Genomic DNA, 16,999 nt, shown 5'->3' on the forward strand with positions numbered 1-16,999 from the left:
GGAACAGGTGCGGCCGTGACCCGTACGGGGTGCGGCCCGCCCGGCCGACGGCGGCGTGCCCCGCGGCGGGCGGGGGAGGCTCAGCCCACGTGACCCATCCGGTGGCTGATCTCCTCCGCCCCCTTGAGCAGCAGGGGAGCGAGCTCGTGGATGCGCTTCTCGGTGAAGCGGTACGCCGGGCCGGAGGCGCTGAGGGCGGCGATGACCTCGCCGTCCCGGGAACGGATCGGGGCGGCCATGGCGTGCAGCCCGATCTCCAGCTCCTCCAGCGTCACCGCGTACCCGCGCTCCCGCGCCTCGGTGAGGTTCTTCTCCAGCTTCGTCCTGGCGGTCAGCGTGTGCGGCGTCAGCTTCTGCGGTCCGGATGCCGCGAGCACCCGGGCGCGCTCCTTCGCCGGCAGGTGGGCCAGCAGGATCTTGCCGCTGGAGGTGGCGTGCACCGGGGTGAGCTGACCGACCCAGTTGTGGGTGCCGACCGCTCCGGGGCCGCGCACCTGGTAGAGGTTGACCGCGTAGTGCTCCTGCAGGACCGCGATGTTGACGGTCTCGCCGATCTCCTCGGCCAGGCGCTCGCACACCGGGCGGCCCTGCTGGGTGATGTCGAGCCGGCCCGTGACCGCCCCCGCCAGGCGTACGATGCCGAAACCGAGCCGGTACTTGCCCCGCTCGCCGGCCTGCTCGACCAGGCCGCGCGCCTCCAGCGCCCCGAGCAGGCGGAACGCCGTCGACTTGTGGACGTCGATCTCGGCGGCGACCTCGCTGACACCCGCCTCACCCCGCTGGGCGAGGATCTCCAGGACGCTGACGGCACGGTCGACGGACTGCACCCCGCTCACCGCGGGAGCTGCTGTTTCGCTGTCTGCGGTGTAGTTGCTCATGGCGCAACTATACGTGCGCTGTGCCGTGAAACGCGGCGGCCGGAACACCGGGGTGAACGCCGGTATACCACGGCTCGCCCCCCACGGGTCGCCGTGACGGCCCGCCCTTGTGAGCGTGTCGCACCGAGGGCCGGCGGCGCTCGTGACGCCCTGCCGCCGGCCGCCACGGTGAGCCCGGACGCCATGACGGGGCGAGGGCCGCCATGGCCTCTGCCGGCCGGGGTGAAGGTCCCCGCGCCGTCCGCACCATGTGGCCGACGAGTGCATGGTCCACGAGGAGTCGCGATGACGCGGTGCCGGTAGCGGGGGAGCGGTGCGTGAACCGGCGGGTGGCTACACGCTTTCGGCTCGGCTCGGCGCCGGCGCCGCGGGGGCGCCGGCCGTGGAGTCCTGCGCGGGCAGGGTGAGGAAGAGGGTCATGCCGGCGCTCGCCAGGTACAGGCCGGCGAAGATCCACATCACGCCCTGGACGCCGAGCGGCCCGAGGAAGAGGGCGACCACGGCCGGGCCCACGAACGTGCTGGCCCCCGCGCCGAGATTCAGCGCCGACATCGCCTGGCCCTTGTGCTCCGGTGCCAGTGAGGGCATGAGCGCCGACAGCGGTACGTATCCGGCGAGCGTCGCACCGAAGAGGCTCACCAGGACCATGGCCAGTGCGAAGTCGTCACCGGAGGCCACCGTGCCGTAGTACAGCAGGAGCGTGGTGATCGCGCAGCCCACCCCACCGAACCAGGCGACGGTGCGCTGCCAGCCCAGCCGGTCGCCGACGAGGCCGAACAGCAGGTTGAAGAAGATGTTGGTGGCGAACATCGCCGACAGCAGCCGCAGCCACTCGGTCAGGGAGAAGCCCAGCGTGTCGGTGAAGAAGACCGGCAGGAAGACCAGAAACCCGAACTGCGCGGCGGTGTTGATGGTGCGCACCACCGCACCGACGCCGATGCGCGGCTTGCGCCAGACGATGGAGAGCGAGCCGAGCAGCGTGGCCACCGGGCGCTCACCGGGGGGCGCCAGCCGGCTCCTGCCCGTCGGCTCGCGCACGAGGAGTACGGCGATCAGGCCGCCCACCGCCACCAGGGCCAGCGCGAACCACAGGGTGCGGTACGTGCCCATCCACGGCACCGTGAAACTGGCGACCAGCGAGCCGAGGGTGGGCAGCCCGCCGGTGAAGGCGAACCAGAACCACCCCACGGCGGAGCCGAGCCGGTGCCGGGGCGTCACCGCCGTCACCCACACCAGGAAGCCGTAGGCGAAGAGCGGATAACCGAAGCCGCGCAGACCATAGCTGACCAGCAGCAGCCCGTAGTGGTGCGTCGGGACCGCGATGCCGAGAAAGGCCACCTGCAGCGTGGCCCAGATGCCGAGGCCCAGCATCATCACGCGGCGCGGGCCCCACAGGTCGGAGAGCGCACCGGAGAACCAGGCGGACACGCTCGCCGTCACGCCGTACACGGTGAACAGCAGCGCCACGCGCTCCTTGGAGACGCCGTCGTGCAGCAGATAGGGCGAGAGGAATCCCGATTCGACACCGTCGCCGATCATGAAGATCAGAACACCGAGAAAACCCCAGGAAAGGGCCTTCGGAATGCCGATACGGTCCAGGAAGTGATGGGGCCCGCTTTTCGCGGTCACGGAAGGGGGATTCAGGGGGACGGTCACGGCGGACACCTTCTTGCGGAAATAGGGAGAGCGGAGTGCCGTACGGCGTGGGACCGATGAAAAGTCCGCTCAGGGGTGGGGTCAATCCGTCGTGGGAAAGACCTCGCCGGCCGTGTGACCCGTCGTGTGAGGTTGCCGTTCCGCCCCTCTGTGCCCGGCCCGGCGCAGGACCGGTCGCCGCTGGTCAGGGCCGTGTGCGGAGTGCCGCCATGGGGGGTGCGCCAAGTGAGAACCGTGTGATGTTCACGTGGCGTCGTGCGAGCGGGGCGCCGCGGGCGTTCCGGCGACGGCGCGGACGTGGACTCCGCTGTCGCGCAGCCGCCGTACCTCTCCCGCCGGGACCGCGTCGTCCACGATCACCAGGTCGAAGTCGGTGAGCGGAGCGAGCGCGTACAGGCCCTGATGGGCGAACTTGGTGTGGTCGATGATCAGCACCCGGCGCGAGGCGGCGGCCATCATGGCCCGCTTGACCTGCACGGTCTCGGGCGACATGTGATAGCAGCGGCCGCCGGTCACCGCCGTCGTGGACATGAACAGCACGTCCGCCCGGAACGCCTCCACGCTGTGTGCCGTGTGCGCGCCCATGAAGGCGTCGTAGGCCGGGAAGTAGGTGCCGCCCAGGGCGACGAGCGCCACACCGGGTTCGCGGGCCAGCGCCGAGATGACGGGCAGCGAGTTGCTGATCGCCGTGATGGGGGTGTGCTCGGACAGATGCCGGACCAGATGCAGACAGGTCGTGGAGTCGTCGATCATCACGACCTGTCCGGGCGCGAGTTCCTCCGCGGCGGCCCGCGCCAGCAGCTGCTTGGTGTGCACCATCGTCGACAGGCGCTCGCTGGCGCTGCCGTGGAACTGCGCCGAGGGCAGACAGCTCGCCCCGCCGCGCACCTTGCGCAGCCACCCCTGCGCCTGGAGGGCGTCCAGGTCACGGTGGATGGTCATGACACTCACGCCGAACTCGGCCGCGAGGTCGGTGGTCCGGACGAACCCCTTGCCCGTGACGCGTTCACGCACCCGGTTCCGGCGCCCCTCCTGGGCGTCCGTCCGGGCGTCCGGACCGGCCATGGCCGCCGCTCCTTCCTGAGAAGAGCCTCGTGAGAATCCCACATGAACGTAACACGGCGGAGGCGGGCCGTGACCTGGCCGGTGCCGCGGCGAGCGGCGCATGCGCCACGTGGCGCACCCGGCCCGGCCGGGAATTTCACACGACGTGCCGCTCCGGCCGCGGGATAAGCCGGAAGACCGATTGACGGCTGCTTCTGATCCGCGATTCCCTGATTTCCGCGAGCCGAACCGTGCGTGGCCGGACCGTCGGATCCACGAGGTCCGTTCCGTGGGCGTGGCCTAGAAGGGGCAGGTATTGAAGTCATGTCGGTTCTCACGATCGACGTCGGCACCTCCGTCATCAAATCCGTCGTGTTCGACGACCAGGGCCAGGAACTGGCCGTCTCCCGCATCGGCACCGAGGTGCTGCGGCCCCGTCCCGGCTGGGCGGAGCAGGACATGGAGGCGGTGTGGAACGGGGTCGTCTTCACCGTGCGCAGCGTCCTGGCGCAGCCCGGCCCCGCCCAGGACCCGGTCTGGCTGGTGAGCTTCACGGCCCAGGGCGACGGCTGCTGGCTCGTGGACGGCGACGGCCGCCCCACCGGCCCGGCGATCCTGTGGTCCGACGGACGCGCCGGCGACCTGCTCACCCGCTGGCAGGCGGACGGTGTGCTGGAGCAGGCGTTCCGCCGCAACGGCTCGCTCACCTGCAGCGGCATGCCGAACGCGGTGCTCAGCTGGCTCGCCGCGCACGACCCGGAGCGACTGCGGCGCTCCCGTACCGCGCTGACGGCGGCGGGCTGGCTGTTCCTGAAGCTCACCGGGGTCACCGCCATCGACGAGTCCGACGCGTCGGCGCCCTTCCTCGACCACGCCACCGGCGCCTACGACCCGGTGATCCTCGACCTCTTCGCGATGAGGTGGGCCGAGCCGCTGCTGCCGCGGATCCTCGGTGAGCACGAGCGCATCGCCGAGATCACCCGGCACACCGCCGCCGAACTCGGCCTGCCCGCCGGGCTGCCCGTCGTCATGGCCCCCTACGACATCGCCGCCACCGCCCGCGGTGCCGGGGCCGTCAACCCCGGTCAGGCGTGCACCATCCTCGGCACCACCCTGTGCACCGAGATCGTCACCCGCGAGCCGGACACCGGCGGAGAGCCCTGCGGTATCAACATCGCCTATCGCGGTCGCGAACGCGTCCTGCGCGCCTTTCCCACCCTGTCCGGCACCGAGGTCCTCGACTGGGCCTGCCGCACCCTCGCCGTCGAGGACCCGGCTCACCTCGGCCGGCTCGCCTTCGGCACCGAACCCGGCGCGGGCGGACTGGCGTTCCTGCCGTACCTGTCGCCGGCGGGTGAGCGCGCCCCGTTCCTCGACCCGCACGCCCGCGGGGTCTTCTGGGGCCTGTCCCTCGACCACACCCCCGCCCATGTCGCCCGCGCCGTCTTCGAGGGACTGTCCCTCGTCGTCCGCGACTGCCTGGCCGCGTCCGGGACCGACGTCCATGAACTGCGCCTGTGCGGCGGCGGATCCGCCAGCGACGCCTGGTGCCGGCTCATCGCGGACGTCACCGGCGTGCCGACGGCGCGTGGTGCCGACACGGAGCTGGGCGCCAAGGGCGCGTTCCTGACCGGCCTCGTCCTGACCGGGGCGGAGAGCAGCATGCACAGCGCCGCCGCCAAGTACGTCCGGATGCGCGCGAGCTGGGAACCGGACGCCGAACGCGCCGCGTTCTACGACGGGTTCTACGACTCCTACCTCACCTGGCGCGACGCCGCCCGCTCCCTCGGCTGGGCACCCGCGCCGGCCGCCCGGGCCGCCGCCGCGGTCCCGGCCGCCTCCCCGCCCCGCACCCCGGAGACCCCGCATGTCTGACGCCCTGTCACCCGACGCCGTCCACCTCGGACTCGACCTCGGCACCCAGAGCGCCCGCGCGGTCGCCGTGGACGGCACCGGCCGCCTGCTGGGCGCCGCCGCCCGCCCGCTGACCGGCCGCCGCGTGGGCGTACGCCACGAGCAGGACCCCGAGCAGTGGTGGTCCGCCCTCGCCGCCGCCTGCCGCGAGGCCCTGACCGGCATCGACCCCCGCCGGGTACGGGGCCTGGCCGTGGACGCCACCTCCGGGACGGTGCTCCTGGCCGACGCGGCGGGGGTCCCGCTGACTCCGGGCCTGATGTACGACGACCGCCGGGCCGACGCGTACACCGACGGCGTCAACACGCACGGCGCACAGGTGTGGGAGGGACTCGGCTACCGTGCCATGCAGCCGTCCTGGGCGCTGCCCAAACTGCTCTGGCTGCTGCACGACCCGGCCCGGCCGGGCGGCCGCCGGCTCCCGACGGGCGCCCGGCTGCTGCACCAGGCCGATCTGATCACCTGGCGACTCGCCGGACACCAGGTCGCGAGCGACGCCAGCCACGCCCTGAAGACGGGCTACGACCTGGTGGCCGAGCGATGGCCCATGACCGAACTCGACGCCCTCGGCGTCCCGGGCGAGCTGCTGCCCGACGTCGTCCGGCCCGGAACGGTCCTCGGCACGGTGTGCGCCGCTGCCGCCGACGAGACCGGCATCCCCGCCGGCACCCTCATCACCGCCGGCATGACCGACGGCTGCGCGGCACAGATCGCAGCCGGCGCGCTCACGCCCGGCTCCTGGAACTCGGTGCTGGGCACCACCCTGGTGTTCAAGGGAGCCAGCCCCCACCTCGTCCGCGATCCGGGCGGCGTGGTCTACTGCCACCGCGGCCCCGGCGGCAGCTGGCTGCCCGGCGGCGCCTCCAGCAGCGGCGCCGGCGTCCTCGCCCACCGTTTCCCCGGAGCCGGCCCCGCCGATCTGGACGCGCTGACCGCGCGGGCCGCCGCCACCGGCTCCACCGCCGTCGTCTACCCGCTGGTCGGATCGGGCGGCGAGCGCTTCCCGTTCCGTGCCCCCGAGGCCGAGTCCTTCGTCCTCGGCGCGCCCTCGGGCGCCGCGGAGGAGTTCCACGCCTGCCTGCTGGGCGTCGCGTTGCTCGAACGGCTCTGCTTCGACTACCTCGACCACCTCGGCGCCCCGGTCGACGGCCCGCTCACCTTCACCGGCGGCGGAGCCCGCAACCGCTACTGGGCGCAGCTGCGCGCCGACGTGCTCGGCCGTACCGCCCGCCTTCCGGAGCAGGCGGAGAGCGCGCTCGGCATGGCGGTGCTCGCCGCCACCGCCTCGGGTGCCACGCTGGACGAGGCCGCGGGCGCCATGGTGCGTCTGCGCGGGGAACTCCACCCCGACGCCGCCCGCACCGGGCGCCTGCTCCCCGTCTACCTCGGATTCGTCGACGCGCTGGTCCGCCGCGGCTGGCTGGCACCGGCCGTGGCCGACCACGCGCGCGGAAAGGCCGCACCGTGACCGACTTCGTCCTCGTACGCCACGGCGAGACCGTCTGGCACGCGGACAACCGCTACGCGGGCCGCACGGACGTGCCGCTCACCGAACTCGGCCGCCGGCAGGCCGCGGACCTCGCGGCCTGGGCCGCGGGGCAGCACCTGGACGCCGTGCTCTGCTCACCACTGTCCCGGGCCCGGCAGACCGCCGAGCCCGCGGCGGCGGCGCTCGGCCTCACGCCCTGGATCGACGAGCGCCTGTACGAGGTGGACTTCGGCCGCGGCGACGGGCTCACCCGCGCCGAGATGGCCGAGGCCTTCCCCGAGGCGCTCGCCGCCTTCCTGACCGACCCGGTCGCCCACCACCTGCCCGGCGGCGAGCATCCCGCCGCGGCGGCCGACCGCGCCGTCGGCTGTCTGCACGAGACCGCGCACAAACTCCCCGACGGCCGCGTCCTGGTCGTGGCCCACTCCACCCTGCTGCGCCTGGTGCTCTGCCGGTTCCTCGGCATTCCCCTCGCGCGCTACCGCCAGGTCTTCCCCGCCCTGCACAACGGCGCGCTGACCGAACTGCGGCTGCGCGACGACCAGGCGTCCCTGCTCCGCCTCAACGCACCCGTCCGCTGATCCACCGCTCTCCGGGAGAAACGCCGTGCCCACCACCGTCCTCGCCGCCGGCGACCACTTCGTCCTGCCCGGGCTGCTCGAACAGGAACTGCGCGCCGCAGTGCCCGCCCGTACCGACCTGGACGTCCGGCAGCTCCAACTTCCTTGGCCGCACACCCCCTTCGGGAAGATCGCCGAGGTCGACGAGGCATCCGGAACCGAGGAGGAGATGATCGAGGCGCTGCGCGGCGTACGGATCTGCGTCACGCAGATGGCACCCCTCACCGAACGGGTGCTGGCCGCCTGCCCCGATCTGGAGCTGTTCTGCGTGAGCCGGGGCGGGCCCGTCAACGCCAACCTGGAGGCCGCCACCCGTCACGGCGTCGCCGTCTGCTACGCCCCCGGCCGCAACGCCGTCGCCACCGCGGAGCACACCCTCGCGCTCATCCTCGCCGCCGCGCGCGGGATCGGTGACGTCCACACCGACCTCAGGCAGGGCGTCTGGCGCGGCGACTACTACGACTACACGCGCTGCGGCGTCGAGATCGACGGCTCGGTCGTGGGTCTGGTCGGCTTCGGCGCCATCGGCTCGCGCGTCGCCCGGGTCCTGACCGCCATGGGGGCCACGGTCCTGGTGCACGACCCCTATGTGCGGCCGGAGGCGGTGCGGGGCGTGGCACGGCTGGTGTCGCTGGACGAGTTGCTGAGCAGCTCCCGGATCGTCTCCCTGCACGCGCGGGTGACGGACGAGACCCGCGGCATGATCGGGCAGGCCCAGATCGCGGCCATGCCGCGGGGTTCGGTCCTCGTCAACTGCGCCCGGGGCGCCCTGGTCGACTACGACGCGGTGCGCGACGCGCTGGACTCGGGACAGCTGGCTGCCGCCGGCTTCGACGTGTTCCCCGTCGAACCTGTACCGGCCGGCTCGCGTCTGGTGTCGGCCCCGAACGTCGTCCTCACCCCGCACATCGCCGGCGCGAGCCGCGAGGTCGCCCACAAGGCCGCCCGGATCGTCGCCGCCGAGGCCGCCCGCTTCCTCCGGCAGGAACCGCTGGCCCACTGCGCCAACCCCGAGGCGTTGAAGGGCTGAGCCCGCTTTCCGCACAGGGGACGCACCGCCCGGCGGACGGCGCCGGTGCAGCCGGGACGGCCGGGCATGCCCCAGCAGGGGCTGCCCGGCCGTCCCGCCGTCCGATGCCGGCGCACCCGGTTCAGTGCCCGCCGGCCCCCTCGGGGCGCGCGTGGCGCGGCAGGAGGAACGCGAGCAGGAAGGTCAGGGCGAGCAAGCCGTCGACCACCCACAGCATCGTCTTCATGACGGTGCCGAAACCGCTCCGGAAGGCCGACGACGCGGTCGCCCGCAGCGCGCCGGGTATCCGGGTGCCGGCCTGGGGCGAGGTCACCGCCGCGCGCGTGTCCTTCTCCAGACGGGTGCAGGACGCCGGGGTGGCGGCGGGATCCTTGGCGACGGCGCGGTCCGAGGCGCACCTGCGCAGGTCCGCCACGAGGCGCTCCTGCGCGGCGGGTGCGACGTGCGCGGCGGCCAGCTGCCCCCGCAGCCCCCCGGAGTGGTGGTCGACGGCGCTGGCGATCCCGCCGCCCAGCAGACCGAAGAACGCGGTGCCGAGGACGGCCACGCCGAACGCGCCGCCGAGCTGCTGCATCGCGGTCATCGTGCCGGACGCCGAGCCCGTCTCGTGCTGCTCGACGCTGGCGAGCACGATGTCGAAGAACGGCGCCATGAGCAGGCCCATGCCGATGCCGGTGACGAGCAGCGACGGCACGAGCTGCCAGGGGCCGACGCCGGAGCCGGCCATGTCGAGGGTCAGCCACACACCGAACACGCCTACCGCCATGACCAGCGCTCCCGCCTGCAGGACGGCCCGTCCGAACCGGGCGATGCCCTGGGCGACACCGAAGCCGACGATCATGCCGCCCGACCAGGGCACCATCACCAGTCCCGCCTTGAGCGGCGAGTAGCCGAGGCCGATCTGGGTGTAGAGGTTGAACACCAGCATGAAGCCCTGCATGGTCGAGAAGAAGACCAGGCCAAGGGTCATGCCGCCGCTGAATCCCCGCTTGCGGAAGAGGCTGGGGACGACGAGCGGGTCCCGGCCGGCCTTGCTCCGGCGCGACTCGTACGCGCCGAAGGCGACGAAGACGACCACCGAGGCGGCCATCATCAGGAACGTCCACACGGGCCAGTCGTACTCACGGCCCTGGACCAGCGGGAAGATGATGAGCAGCGCGGCCAGGGACACCAGGAGCATGCCGGGGATGTCCAGGCGCGGCCTGGTGCCGGACAGGCCCCGGGGAAGGTAGCGCAGGGCACCGAGGAAGGCCGCGACGCCCAGCGGCAGGTTGATCAGGAAGATCATCCGCCAGCCGGTGCCGAAGTAGTCGGCGTCCACGAGCCAGCCCGCGAGGATCGGTCCGCACACCGCGGACAGTCCCATGACCGGGCCGAACATGCCGAAGGCCTTCTGCGACTCCTGCGGCGGGAACATCTCCTTGATCATGCCGAGGCCCTGCGGCAGCATCACCGCGCCGAACAGCCCCTGGACGACGCGCGCGGCGATCAGCATCTCGGGGGACACCGACAGCGCGCACAGCAGTGATCCCACGGTGAACCCGGCGGCCCCGACCAGGAACATCCGGCGGCGCCCGTGGATGTCCCCGAGCCGTCCGCCGGTGACGAGCCCGACGGCCATCGAGAGCGTGTACGCGGCGGCGAGCCACTGCAGCGTGGAGGCACCGCCACCGAGGTCGGCCCGCATGGAGGGTCCGGCGATGTTCGTGACGACGGCGTCGAGGAGATCCATCACCTCGGCCGCGAGAATGACGAAGAGCGCAGCCCAGCGCCACCGGTAGGGCGCTGGTGTGTCGGTGGGCGTCTCGGCGGACGCGACACCGGTGGTGGACATCGGAACTCCTCACGACAGGGATGGACGGGCTTCTCGGCACAAGCGAGAGAACACTGTTCACCGTAACAGAACGGCGTTCAGTTGGAGAACGGCGTTCATCAAGATATAGCGCAAGCCCTGCGCCGGGACAAGATATATCGCGTCTGACCTGAACGCCGCTCACCGCGGGAGAACAGTGTTCTCCCGCCCGATAGACTGGCCCCCATGACCGACGAGGCCGCCGAGACCCCTACGCCCCCTCCATCCCCCTGGGAGCGCGAGCGCCGCGCGCGTACCCACGTGACCCCCACCCGCGCACCGCTGTCGCGGGAACGGGTCGTCGAGGCCGCCTTCACCGTGCTGGACCGCCAGGGGCTCGACGGGCTGTCGATGCGCCAGGTCGCGGCCGAACTCGGGGTCACCGTCTCCGCCCTCTACGCGTACGTCAGCTCCAAGGACGACCTTCTGGAGCTGATGTACACCCGGCTCTTCGACGGCTTCGCACTGCCCGAACCCGACCCGGAGCGGTGGCGCGAGCAGGTGCGGGACTACGCCCGCGCGGGACGCCGGCGCCTGCTGTCCCACCGGGACATGGCCAGGATCTCCATGGCCCACGTCCCCTTCACCGCGGAACTGCTGCCGCACGTCGAGGCGTTGCTCGCCATCTTCCGCACCGCCGGGCTGCCCGACCGTATCGCCGCGGAGGCCGGCGACCTCATCTCCACGTACATCGACGGGTTCGTCCTGGAGGAGGGGATGTGGCAGGACCGGGCGGCTCGGCACGGCGGCGACGGTTCCTCCCTGGCCCGCCCCGACTGGTCCGGGATGGCCGGCGAGATGCGGGAGTACTTCGCGTCCCTGCCCGCGGCGGAATTCCCCCATCTGCGCGCCCTGGCCGGGCTGATCGTGTCGGACTCGTCCGACGAGAGGTTCGACACCGGTGTGGAGATCATCCTGCGCGGCCTGGCGAGCTACCTGCCCGGCCCCGGGGCGTGCGGCGGGGTGGCTGATGCCTAGCCGAGAGCGAAGTCGTCGGCGTGGACGTCGTCCTGGCCGTACCACCCGTGGACGTACACGGTCACGGTCCCGCTGTCGCCGGTGGTGAAGGTGACGGTCAGCTGGTTCCAGTCCGTGCCGCTGGACCACGAGCCGGCGGTGGCGCCGCCGCCGACCCCCATGTAGGCGTAGGGGCCCTGGACCCAGCCGGTGAGCGTGTAGCTGTGGTGGGGGGACAGGGTGACGGTCTGGTCGCATTCGCCGGTGCTGCTGGAGCCCGGGGCGACCAGGAGGGAGTGGCCGCCGGTGTGGGCCGTTCCGGCGACCACCGTGCTGCCACCCGTGCAGGTCCAGGGGCTCGGACTGCCGGTCTCGAACCCGGCGTTGGTCAGTGGGCCCCCGTCCCCGCCGCCCCCGCTCCCGCCGGCGGTGACGGTGAGGGTGTAGGTCGCGCTGTGGCTGCCGGTCGCGGCGGTGCCGGTGACGGTGATCGGATAGGTGCCGGGGGCCACGGACGGGCCGACCGTGGCCGTCAGCGTCGCGGTCCCGCCGGATGTGACGGAGCTCGGGCTGAAGGAGACGCCGACGCCGAAGGGCGCGCCCGAGGCGGAGAGACCGACGGATTCGGCGCCGCCGGAGGTGACGGCCGTGGAGACGGCAGCGGTCGCGGAACCGCCCTGGGCGACGGACGCGGAGCCGGGGGTCAGGGCCAGGGAGAAGTCGCCGGTAGTGCCTCCGCCCCCGCCGCCGGAACCGCCCTCGTAGGGGACGAACGCGTCCGTGAACGCGAGGCTGCTCTGGCCGATCTCGCTGCACGTGGGCAGCGAGTTGGCGCTTCCGCCGCACGGCTGGTCCCGGTTGACCGACCAGAACGCCAGGCGCCCGACCCCGTTGTGCTCGGCGAAGCTCTCCACCGTGCGGGCATCCGCCAGGGTGAAGATGGAACCGTCGTCGTTCTTGCCGATCATCGGGGTGATCCCGAGGTTGGCGTAGGTGTAGCCGGAGTCCACGGACTGCATCTGGGCCAGCGTGGCCTTGGCGGCGGAGACCGCGGCCTGCCCCATCCCGGTACCGGTGCCGGCGTAGTAGTCCATGGCCATGATGTTGACCACGTCGATCTGGATGCCCGCGTCCTTCGCGGCCTTGAGGATGTTGACGCCGTCGTCGGTCAGTCCGCTCGGCAGCACGGGCAGGGTCATGGAGAACCGCAGGCCCGGGTCGGACGCCTTGAGGTCCTTCATCGCCCGCATCTGGCGGGCCGCGGCCGCCGTGTCCGCGACGGCGGCGCCTTCGACGTCGAAGTCGAGCTGGTTCACGCCGTAGTCGTCGACGAGGGCCTGGTATCCGGCGTCGATGCTGCTCTGGGTGGAGCACGTCCAGGCGAGCGGCTCGCCGCTCGCCCCGCCGGAGGACAGGATGACGGAGGCGCCCTCGGACTTCGCCCTGGCGATCTCGGGGTCGGTGTAGGAGTCGTTGCCGACGGGGAGGGTGTCGCCCCAGATCTGGGTGCAGCCTTCGCCGAGGACGAAGGCGGCGGTGTAGGCCTTGAGGCGGTGTCCGGTGAGGGCGGTGTCGAGCAGCCCTTCCTGACCGTTCGACATGTCGACGTAGGGCGCCACGGAGTAGACGCCGCCCGCCGCCGCGTTGCCGGCGGGTGCGACGGCGACCAGCGCGCCGGTGGTCGCGAGTGCGAGCGCGCACGTGGAAGCCGCGGATCCCAATCTTGCCAGGTGCATGACATTCCCCCCTTCGGGGTGCCCCTCGTGGGGAGTGGTGGGGTGGTGCCGTGCAGAGGGTCGAGCGTTGGTACATACCAAACAGCCGGGGTGTGACCCCGTCAAGAGGACTAGACCAACTAGGTCCTGTGGACTTCACCGGTTGGCTGTTCGTGGGCGGTATTAGGCTGGGTGACCGTGTGAACCGGCATGTCGACAGCGGTGCCGGGCTCGAACGTCAGGAGTGACCGATGACCGTGGAAACCGAGCGGGCCGTACTCGCAGGCGGTTGTTTCTGGGGCATGCAGGATCTGATCCGGAAACAGCCGGGCGTGGTGTCCACGCGCGTCGGCTACAGCGGTGGTGACACACCGAACGCCACGTACCGCAACCACGGCGATCACGCCGAGGCCATCGAGATCCTCTTCGATCCCACGGTCACGAGCTACCGCGACGTCCTGGAGTTCTTCTTCCAGATCCACGACCCGACCACCAGGGACCGTCAGGGCAACGACATCGGACGCAGCTACCGGTCCGCCGTCTTCTACGGCGACGAGGAGCAGCACCGCGTCGCCGTCGACACCATCGCGGACGTCGAGGCCAGCGGACTGTGGCCGGGGAAGGTGGTCACCGAGGTGGAGCCCGTGGGCGACTTCTGGGAGGCCGAACCCGAGCACCAGGACTACCTGGAGCGCTATCCCAACGGCTACACCTGCCACTTCCCGCGACCGAACTGGAAGCTGCCGCGGCGCGGCTCGTCGACGACCGACTGACGGGTACTCGCGGACCGTTCCCGGGCTTCTCGGCACGCATCCGGCCCGGGCCGGCTCGCCCCGTCCCACGCCCCGGCCGGCTCACGGGAGGGCCCTTCCTCCGCCGGACGGGGGAGGGTGATCCCACCGGCGCACGATGTGACCGCCGCAGCCGGCGACGAGTGTGGGTCACCGAAGGCAGCGGGACGCGGACGGCCCGTTGCCGGTGACGGCGGGGGGAACTCGGTGGACCGGCTGGACTCGTGCGACCGCTTCGACCGGCTGGGGCGGCTGGCGGCGTACGGAGCGGCGGTGGTGATGACGCCGTACGCGCTGATCAAGATCTCATGGGTGGCCGGCGCGCTCGCCGGGGTGCTGCCGATCGGTGACGGCTTCGGTCTGGCCGGGTGGATCGCGCTCAACGCCGTGACCATCGGCATGGCCGGCCTCGGGATCGCCCTGGCCCTCGCCCTGGTACGGCCCTGGGGTTTGCGCCTGCCGGTGCCGTGGGTCGCGGGTGTCGCCTGGGTGGGTACGGGCTTCCTCGTCCCCTTGCTGCCGTACGCCGTCCTGGACTCCCTGCTGGGGCCCTCGGCCGGCGTGCCTTCGCACCACGGCGACGGCGGGCCGGTCATGCCGGGCTGGGAGGCCGCGCTGATCCAGACCAGCTTCGTGGGCATGGGACTGTGCCTGGCCGTCGCGCTGCCCGCCCACCTCCGGCGGCGCCGGCCCGGCGTGTTCGCCGGCCGGGTGGGCGACGCGAGCGGCGGCCTCGCACGCCCCGTGCGGTGGGCGGTGGTCGCCGGTGCGCTGGTCGCGGCGGTCTGGGTCTACTGGGCGCTCGGCGGTACGGCCGGTGTCCCGTGTCCAGGCCAACAGGGTTCCCGCGAGCGCCTGTTGAGCGGTGTGTGGGGGCTGTGGGCGTTCATCGCCTCGGCCGCCACCTGGGCGGTCGGCCGCGGCCGGCCCGCCCGGCTGCCCCGCTGGGTCCCCTTGACGCTCGGCTGGCTGGGGACGGGGTCGCTGTGCGCGTGGAGCGGCTGGAGACTCCCGTTCGTCCTCCACGCGGCGCTGGCGCACCCCGCCGGCACGGCCCTGCCGGACCACGCCGCCCTCGCGGCCGCACTGCACGCCGTCGCCGTCGCGGCGGGCGCGGTGATGCTGCCGGCACTCGTCCGGACCCACGGATCCGCCACGGCGTCCGGGGCCGCCGGCGACACGCGTGCCCGGGACGGACATCCGTGACCTGGTCACGGCACCACAGGCGCCCCCGGACGCCCACGGCACCCGAGAGGCGCGCGCACCTACGCATTCCCGGACGGCCGAGCCGGGTCCTCCGGAGCCGGAGGCAGCGCCAGGTGGGCGAGGTCGCCCGGCGGAGGCGTGGTGACCGGCCACAGGGGAGCGGCCTGACCGTCGGCGAGCGCGGCCGGCGCGTCGGTGAGGTTCATGCGCTCACGCAGACGGCCGTAGAAGTCCACCGGACCCAGCCGGACCGCCTTCAGCCGGCGCGGCGCGGCGTACACGCCGATCCAGTCCCCGGGACTCAGCACACCGCGCAGCTGGCCGTCGATGCTCACGGCGGCCTGGCCCGACCGCTCGAGGATCCGCAGCGCGATGGGCTCGTCGGGGGCGGCGACGACCGAGCGGTTGAACACCATGTGCGGGGCGACGGGCGTGAACACCAGACCCTCCGCGCGTGGCGAGACCACCGGGCCGCCGGCGGCGAAGCTGTACGCCGTGGAGCCCGTGGGCGTGGCCACCAGCAGCGCGTCCGCGGAGTAGGAGGCCAGGAGCCGCCCCGCCAGATAGACACCCACCGACACCTGCCGGTCCCGGGCGAGCTTCTCCACGACGACGTCGTTCAGGGCCGTGACGTTCAGCGCGACGCCCCAGTCGTCACCCGTCACGCACTCCCTGCGCACCCGGGGCGGCGGCAGCATCGGCCCGCGGCCGTACCGCAGCAGCGCCTCCATCTGCGCGGGCACCTCCAGCCGGCACGAGGCCCGCAGGGTGAGGAGCATCCGGCTCTCGACGGTGATCCGCTCGGCCCGGACCGCGTCCAGCGCCGCGCGCACCGCCGAGGCCGGGACCTCGGTCAGGAAGCCGACCCTGCCGAGGTCGACGCCGAGGACCAGGGCGTCGTTCTCGGCCGCCAGCCGGGCGCCGCGCAGGAACGTGCCGTCGCCGCCGAGGGTGACGATGAGGTCCGGATCGTCCGCCGCGTCGACCTCCTCCCGGGCGCTGTGCCGCGCCCCCTCCTGCCACACGTCGATGGCGACGCACCCCACGGCGTGCTCCGCGCACCACGCGCGGACCGTCCGTGCGGCGGCCACGGCCTCGGCACGGCCGCCGTGCACCACCAGGCCGACCCGGTTCACCGTCATATACCGCCTCCCAGCCGGCTGCGCCCCCTCGCCATCCTCGCCCGCGAACCGCCGCCACACGGCACGCGCCACGCGGGCGCCCGTCGCCGGGGTCCTGGACCTCCGCGCGGCGTCAGCCGACCGGGCCGTCGCCGTCGTCCGGACGCAAGCCCGGCGTGTGGCCGAAGGCCCGGCGGAAGACGTCGATGAACGCGCTGGCCGAGGCCCAGCCGCACCGGTGCGCCACCGTGGTCGGCACGGCCGCCGGCACCGTCGGTCTGGCCGTCAGCGTCGGCGGTCTCGCGAGCCCGCTCATCGGCCGGCTCGCCGACGCCACCTCCCTGCGTACGGCCCTCGCCCCGCTCGTCCTCATGCCGGTGCTGAGCCGGCTGCTGCTGCGCACCCTGTCCGAGCCGGGCCCTCCCCGTCCGCCGACCGGAGCGCCGGCGGCCGAAACCGGAGCCGGAAGTGAGGCCGGCAAGGGAGGGGAGGCCCGTCCCAAGACCTCCTGGTGAGCCGCCGCGGCCTCCGTCCGGCGCCGGCCGCTCGGGCCGGGTCCGCGGATGCACGGATCCTCCGCGGTCATGGGTCCCGGGCCGACGGGTACTCGAAGGCTTCGCAGCAGGCACGCACGCGGGAGGTCCGATGAGCGAGTCCACGCCCTCCGGGCGGAGGGCGGGCGGGAGACGGGTGACGCGCAGGCGGAGCAGCCGCCGCGCACGACTC

13 protein-coding genes and 2 pseudogenes are annotated in these 16,999 nt (G+C 72.9%); 8 read left to right on the forward strand and 7 right to left on the reverse strand.

Annotated elements, in window-relative coordinates:
- Positions 1–80: 80 nt before the first annotated feature.
- The 3 genes from IE244_RS22480 to IE244_RS22490 form a co-directional block, all read right to left on the reverse strand.
- Entirely contained in the window at positions 81–878 is a 798-nt protein-coding gene (locus IE244_RS22480; RefSeq protein WP_191875361.1) for an IclR family transcriptional regulator, read from the reverse strand.
- A 333-nt stretch (positions 879–1,211) separates the two neighbouring features.
- Positions 1,212–2,534 carry an MFS transporter gene (locus IE244_RS22485; RefSeq protein WP_229854279.1) on the reverse strand — a complete coding sequence of 441 codons (1,323 nt, stop codon included), beginning with the start codon at positions 2,532–2,534 and terminating at the stop codon, positions 1,212–1,214.
- A gap of 243 nt (positions 2,535–2,777) precedes the next feature.
- Complete coding sequence (locus IE244_RS22490) at positions 2,778–3,599, reverse strand: DeoR/GlpR family DNA-binding transcription regulator (RefSeq protein WP_191875362.1); 822 nt, start codon at positions 3,597–3,599, stop codon at positions 2,778–2,780.
- A 303-nt stretch (positions 3,600–3,902) separates the two neighbouring features.
- Between IE244_RS22490 and IE244_RS22495 the strand changes: the two genes are divergently transcribed.
- From IE244_RS22495 to IE244_RS22510, 4 genes are read left to right on the forward strand one after another with little or no spacing between them, the layout of a single operon-like run.
- Positions 3,903–5,453: an FGGY-family carbohydrate kinase gene (locus tag IE244_RS22495; RefSeq protein ID WP_191875363.1), complete on the forward strand. Its 1,551-nt coding sequence runs from the start codon at positions 3,903–3,905 to the stop codon at positions 5,451–5,453.
- Complete coding sequence (locus tag IE244_RS22500; RefSeq protein ID WP_191875364.1) at positions 5,446–6,960, forward strand: FGGY-family carbohydrate kinase; 1,515 nt, start codon at positions 5,446–5,448, stop codon at positions 6,958–6,960. The genes IE244_RS22495 and IE244_RS22500 overlap by 8 nt, the downstream gene beginning before the upstream one ends.
- Positions 6,957–7,562 carry a histidine phosphatase family protein gene (locus IE244_RS22505; protein ID WP_191875365.1) on the forward strand — a complete coding sequence of 202 codons (606 nt, stop codon included), beginning with the start codon at positions 6,957–6,959 and terminating at the stop codon, positions 7,560–7,562. Before IE244_RS22500 ends, IE244_RS22505 begins: the two co-directional genes overlap by 4 nt.
- Before the next feature lie 25 nt (positions 7,563–7,587).
- Positions 7,588–8,631, forward strand: a complete 1,044-nt coding sequence (locus tag IE244_RS22510) for a 2-hydroxyacid dehydrogenase (RefSeq protein ID WP_191875366.1) — start codon at positions 7,588–7,590, stop codon at positions 8,629–8,631.
- Between the two features lie 121 nt (positions 8,632–8,752).
- Here the strand turns inward: IE244_RS22510 and IE244_RS22515 are convergent, their stop codons facing one another.
- Positions 8,753–10,465 carry an MFS transporter gene (locus IE244_RS22515; RefSeq protein WP_191875367.1) on the reverse strand — a complete coding sequence of 571 codons (1,713 nt, stop codon included), beginning with the start codon at positions 10,463–10,465 and terminating at the stop codon, positions 8,753–8,755.
- Positions 10,466–10,669: 204 nt separating this feature from the next.
- Here IE244_RS22515 and IE244_RS22520 point away from each other — a divergent pair, with 204 nt between their 5' ends.
- Positions 10,670–11,461: a TetR/AcrR family transcriptional regulator gene (locus IE244_RS22520; protein WP_191875368.1), complete on the forward strand. Its 792-nt coding sequence runs from the start codon at positions 10,670–10,672 to the stop codon at positions 11,459–11,461.
- Here IE244_RS22520 and IE244_RS22525 read toward each other — a convergent pair.
- Entirely contained in the window at positions 11,458–13,176 is a 1,719-nt protein-coding gene (locus IE244_RS22525; RefSeq protein WP_191875369.1) for a carbohydrate binding domain-containing protein, read from the reverse strand. The two genes, IE244_RS22520 and IE244_RS22525, sit on opposite strands and share 4 nt — an antisense overlap.
- A gap of 230 nt (positions 13,177–13,406) precedes the next feature.
- Between IE244_RS22525 and msrA the strand changes: the two genes are divergently transcribed.
- Both msrA and IE244_RS22535 read left to right on the forward strand, forming a co-directional pair.
- Positions 13,407–13,928 carry a peptide-methionine (S)-S-oxide reductase MsrA gene (gene msrA / locus IE244_RS22530; protein WP_191875370.1) on the forward strand — a complete coding sequence of 174 codons (522 nt, stop codon included), beginning with the start codon at positions 13,407–13,409 and terminating at the stop codon, positions 13,926–13,928.
- Positions 13,929–14,153: 225 nt separating this feature from the next.
- Entirely contained in the window at positions 14,154–15,152 is a 999-nt protein-coding gene (locus tag IE244_RS22535; protein WP_229854280.1) for a hypothetical protein, read from the forward strand.
- Positions 15,153–15,211: 59 nt separating this feature from the next.
- Here the strand turns inward: IE244_RS22535 and IE244_RS22540 are convergent, their stop codons facing one another.
- Together IE244_RS22540 and IE244_RS42130 are read right to left on the reverse strand one after the other, a co-directional pair.
- Complete coding sequence (locus IE244_RS22540) at positions 15,212–16,294, reverse strand: NAD(+)/NADH kinase (RefSeq protein WP_191875371.1); 1,083 nt, start codon at positions 16,292–16,294, stop codon at positions 15,212–15,214.
- A 112-nt stretch (positions 16,295–16,406) separates the two neighbouring features.
- Positions 16,407–16,526 (reverse strand): annotated as a pseudogene (locus tag IE244_RS42130) (AraC family transcriptional regulator); the annotation flags it as partial.
- Between IE244_RS42130 and IE244_RS42135 the strand changes: the two are divergent.
- Positions 16,525–16,788 (forward strand): annotated as a pseudogene (locus IE244_RS42135) (MFS transporter); the annotation flags it as partial. The pseudogenes IE244_RS42130 and IE244_RS42135 sit on opposite strands and share 2 nt — an antisense overlap.
- Positions 16,789–16,999 lie beyond the last annotated feature (211 nt).

Origin of the sequence: Streptomyces filipinensis, from assembly GCF_014649495.1 — a bacterium.
Classification (GTDB): domain Bacteria; phylum Actinomycetota; class Actinomycetes; order Streptomycetales; family Streptomycetaceae; genus Streptomyces; species Streptomyces filipinensis.

Excerpts from the sequence above, each read along its gene's own strand:
- IE244_RS22480 (WP_191875361.1), bottom strand. The coding sequence starts at position 878 with ATGAGCAACTACACCGCAGACAGCGAAACAGCAGCTCCCGCGGTGAGC.
- IE244_RS22490 (WP_191875362.1), bottom strand. The coding sequence starts at position 3,599 with ATGGCCGGTCCGGACGCCCGGACGGACGCCCAGGAGGGGCGCCGGAAC.
- IE244_RS22495 (WP_191875363.1), top strand. The coding sequence starts at position 3,903 with ATGTCGGTTCTCACGATCGACGTCGGCACCTCCGTCATCAAATCCGTC.
- IE244_RS22500 (WP_191875364.1), top strand. The coding sequence starts at position 5,446 with ATGTCTGACGCCCTGTCACCCGACGCCGTCCACCTCGGACTCGACCTC.
- IE244_RS22515 (WP_191875367.1), bottom strand. The coding sequence starts at position 10,465 with ATGTCCACCACCGGTGTCGCGTCCGCCGAGACGCCCACCGACACACCA.
- IE244_RS22520 (WP_191875368.1), top strand. The coding sequence starts at position 10,670 with ATGACCGACGAGGCCGCCGAGACCCCTACGCCCCCTCCATCCCCCTGG.
- IE244_RS22525 (WP_191875369.1), bottom strand. The coding sequence starts at position 13,176 with ATGCACCTGGCAAGATTGGGATCCGCGGCTTCCACGTGCGCGCTCGCA.
- msrA (WP_191875370.1), top strand. The coding sequence starts at position 13,407 with ATGACCGTGGAAACCGAGCGGGCCGTACTCGCAGGCGGTTGTTTCTGG.
- IE244_RS22540 (WP_191875371.1), bottom strand. The coding sequence starts at position 16,294 with ATGACGGTGAACCGGGTCGGCCTGGTGGTGCACGGCGGCCGTGCCGAG.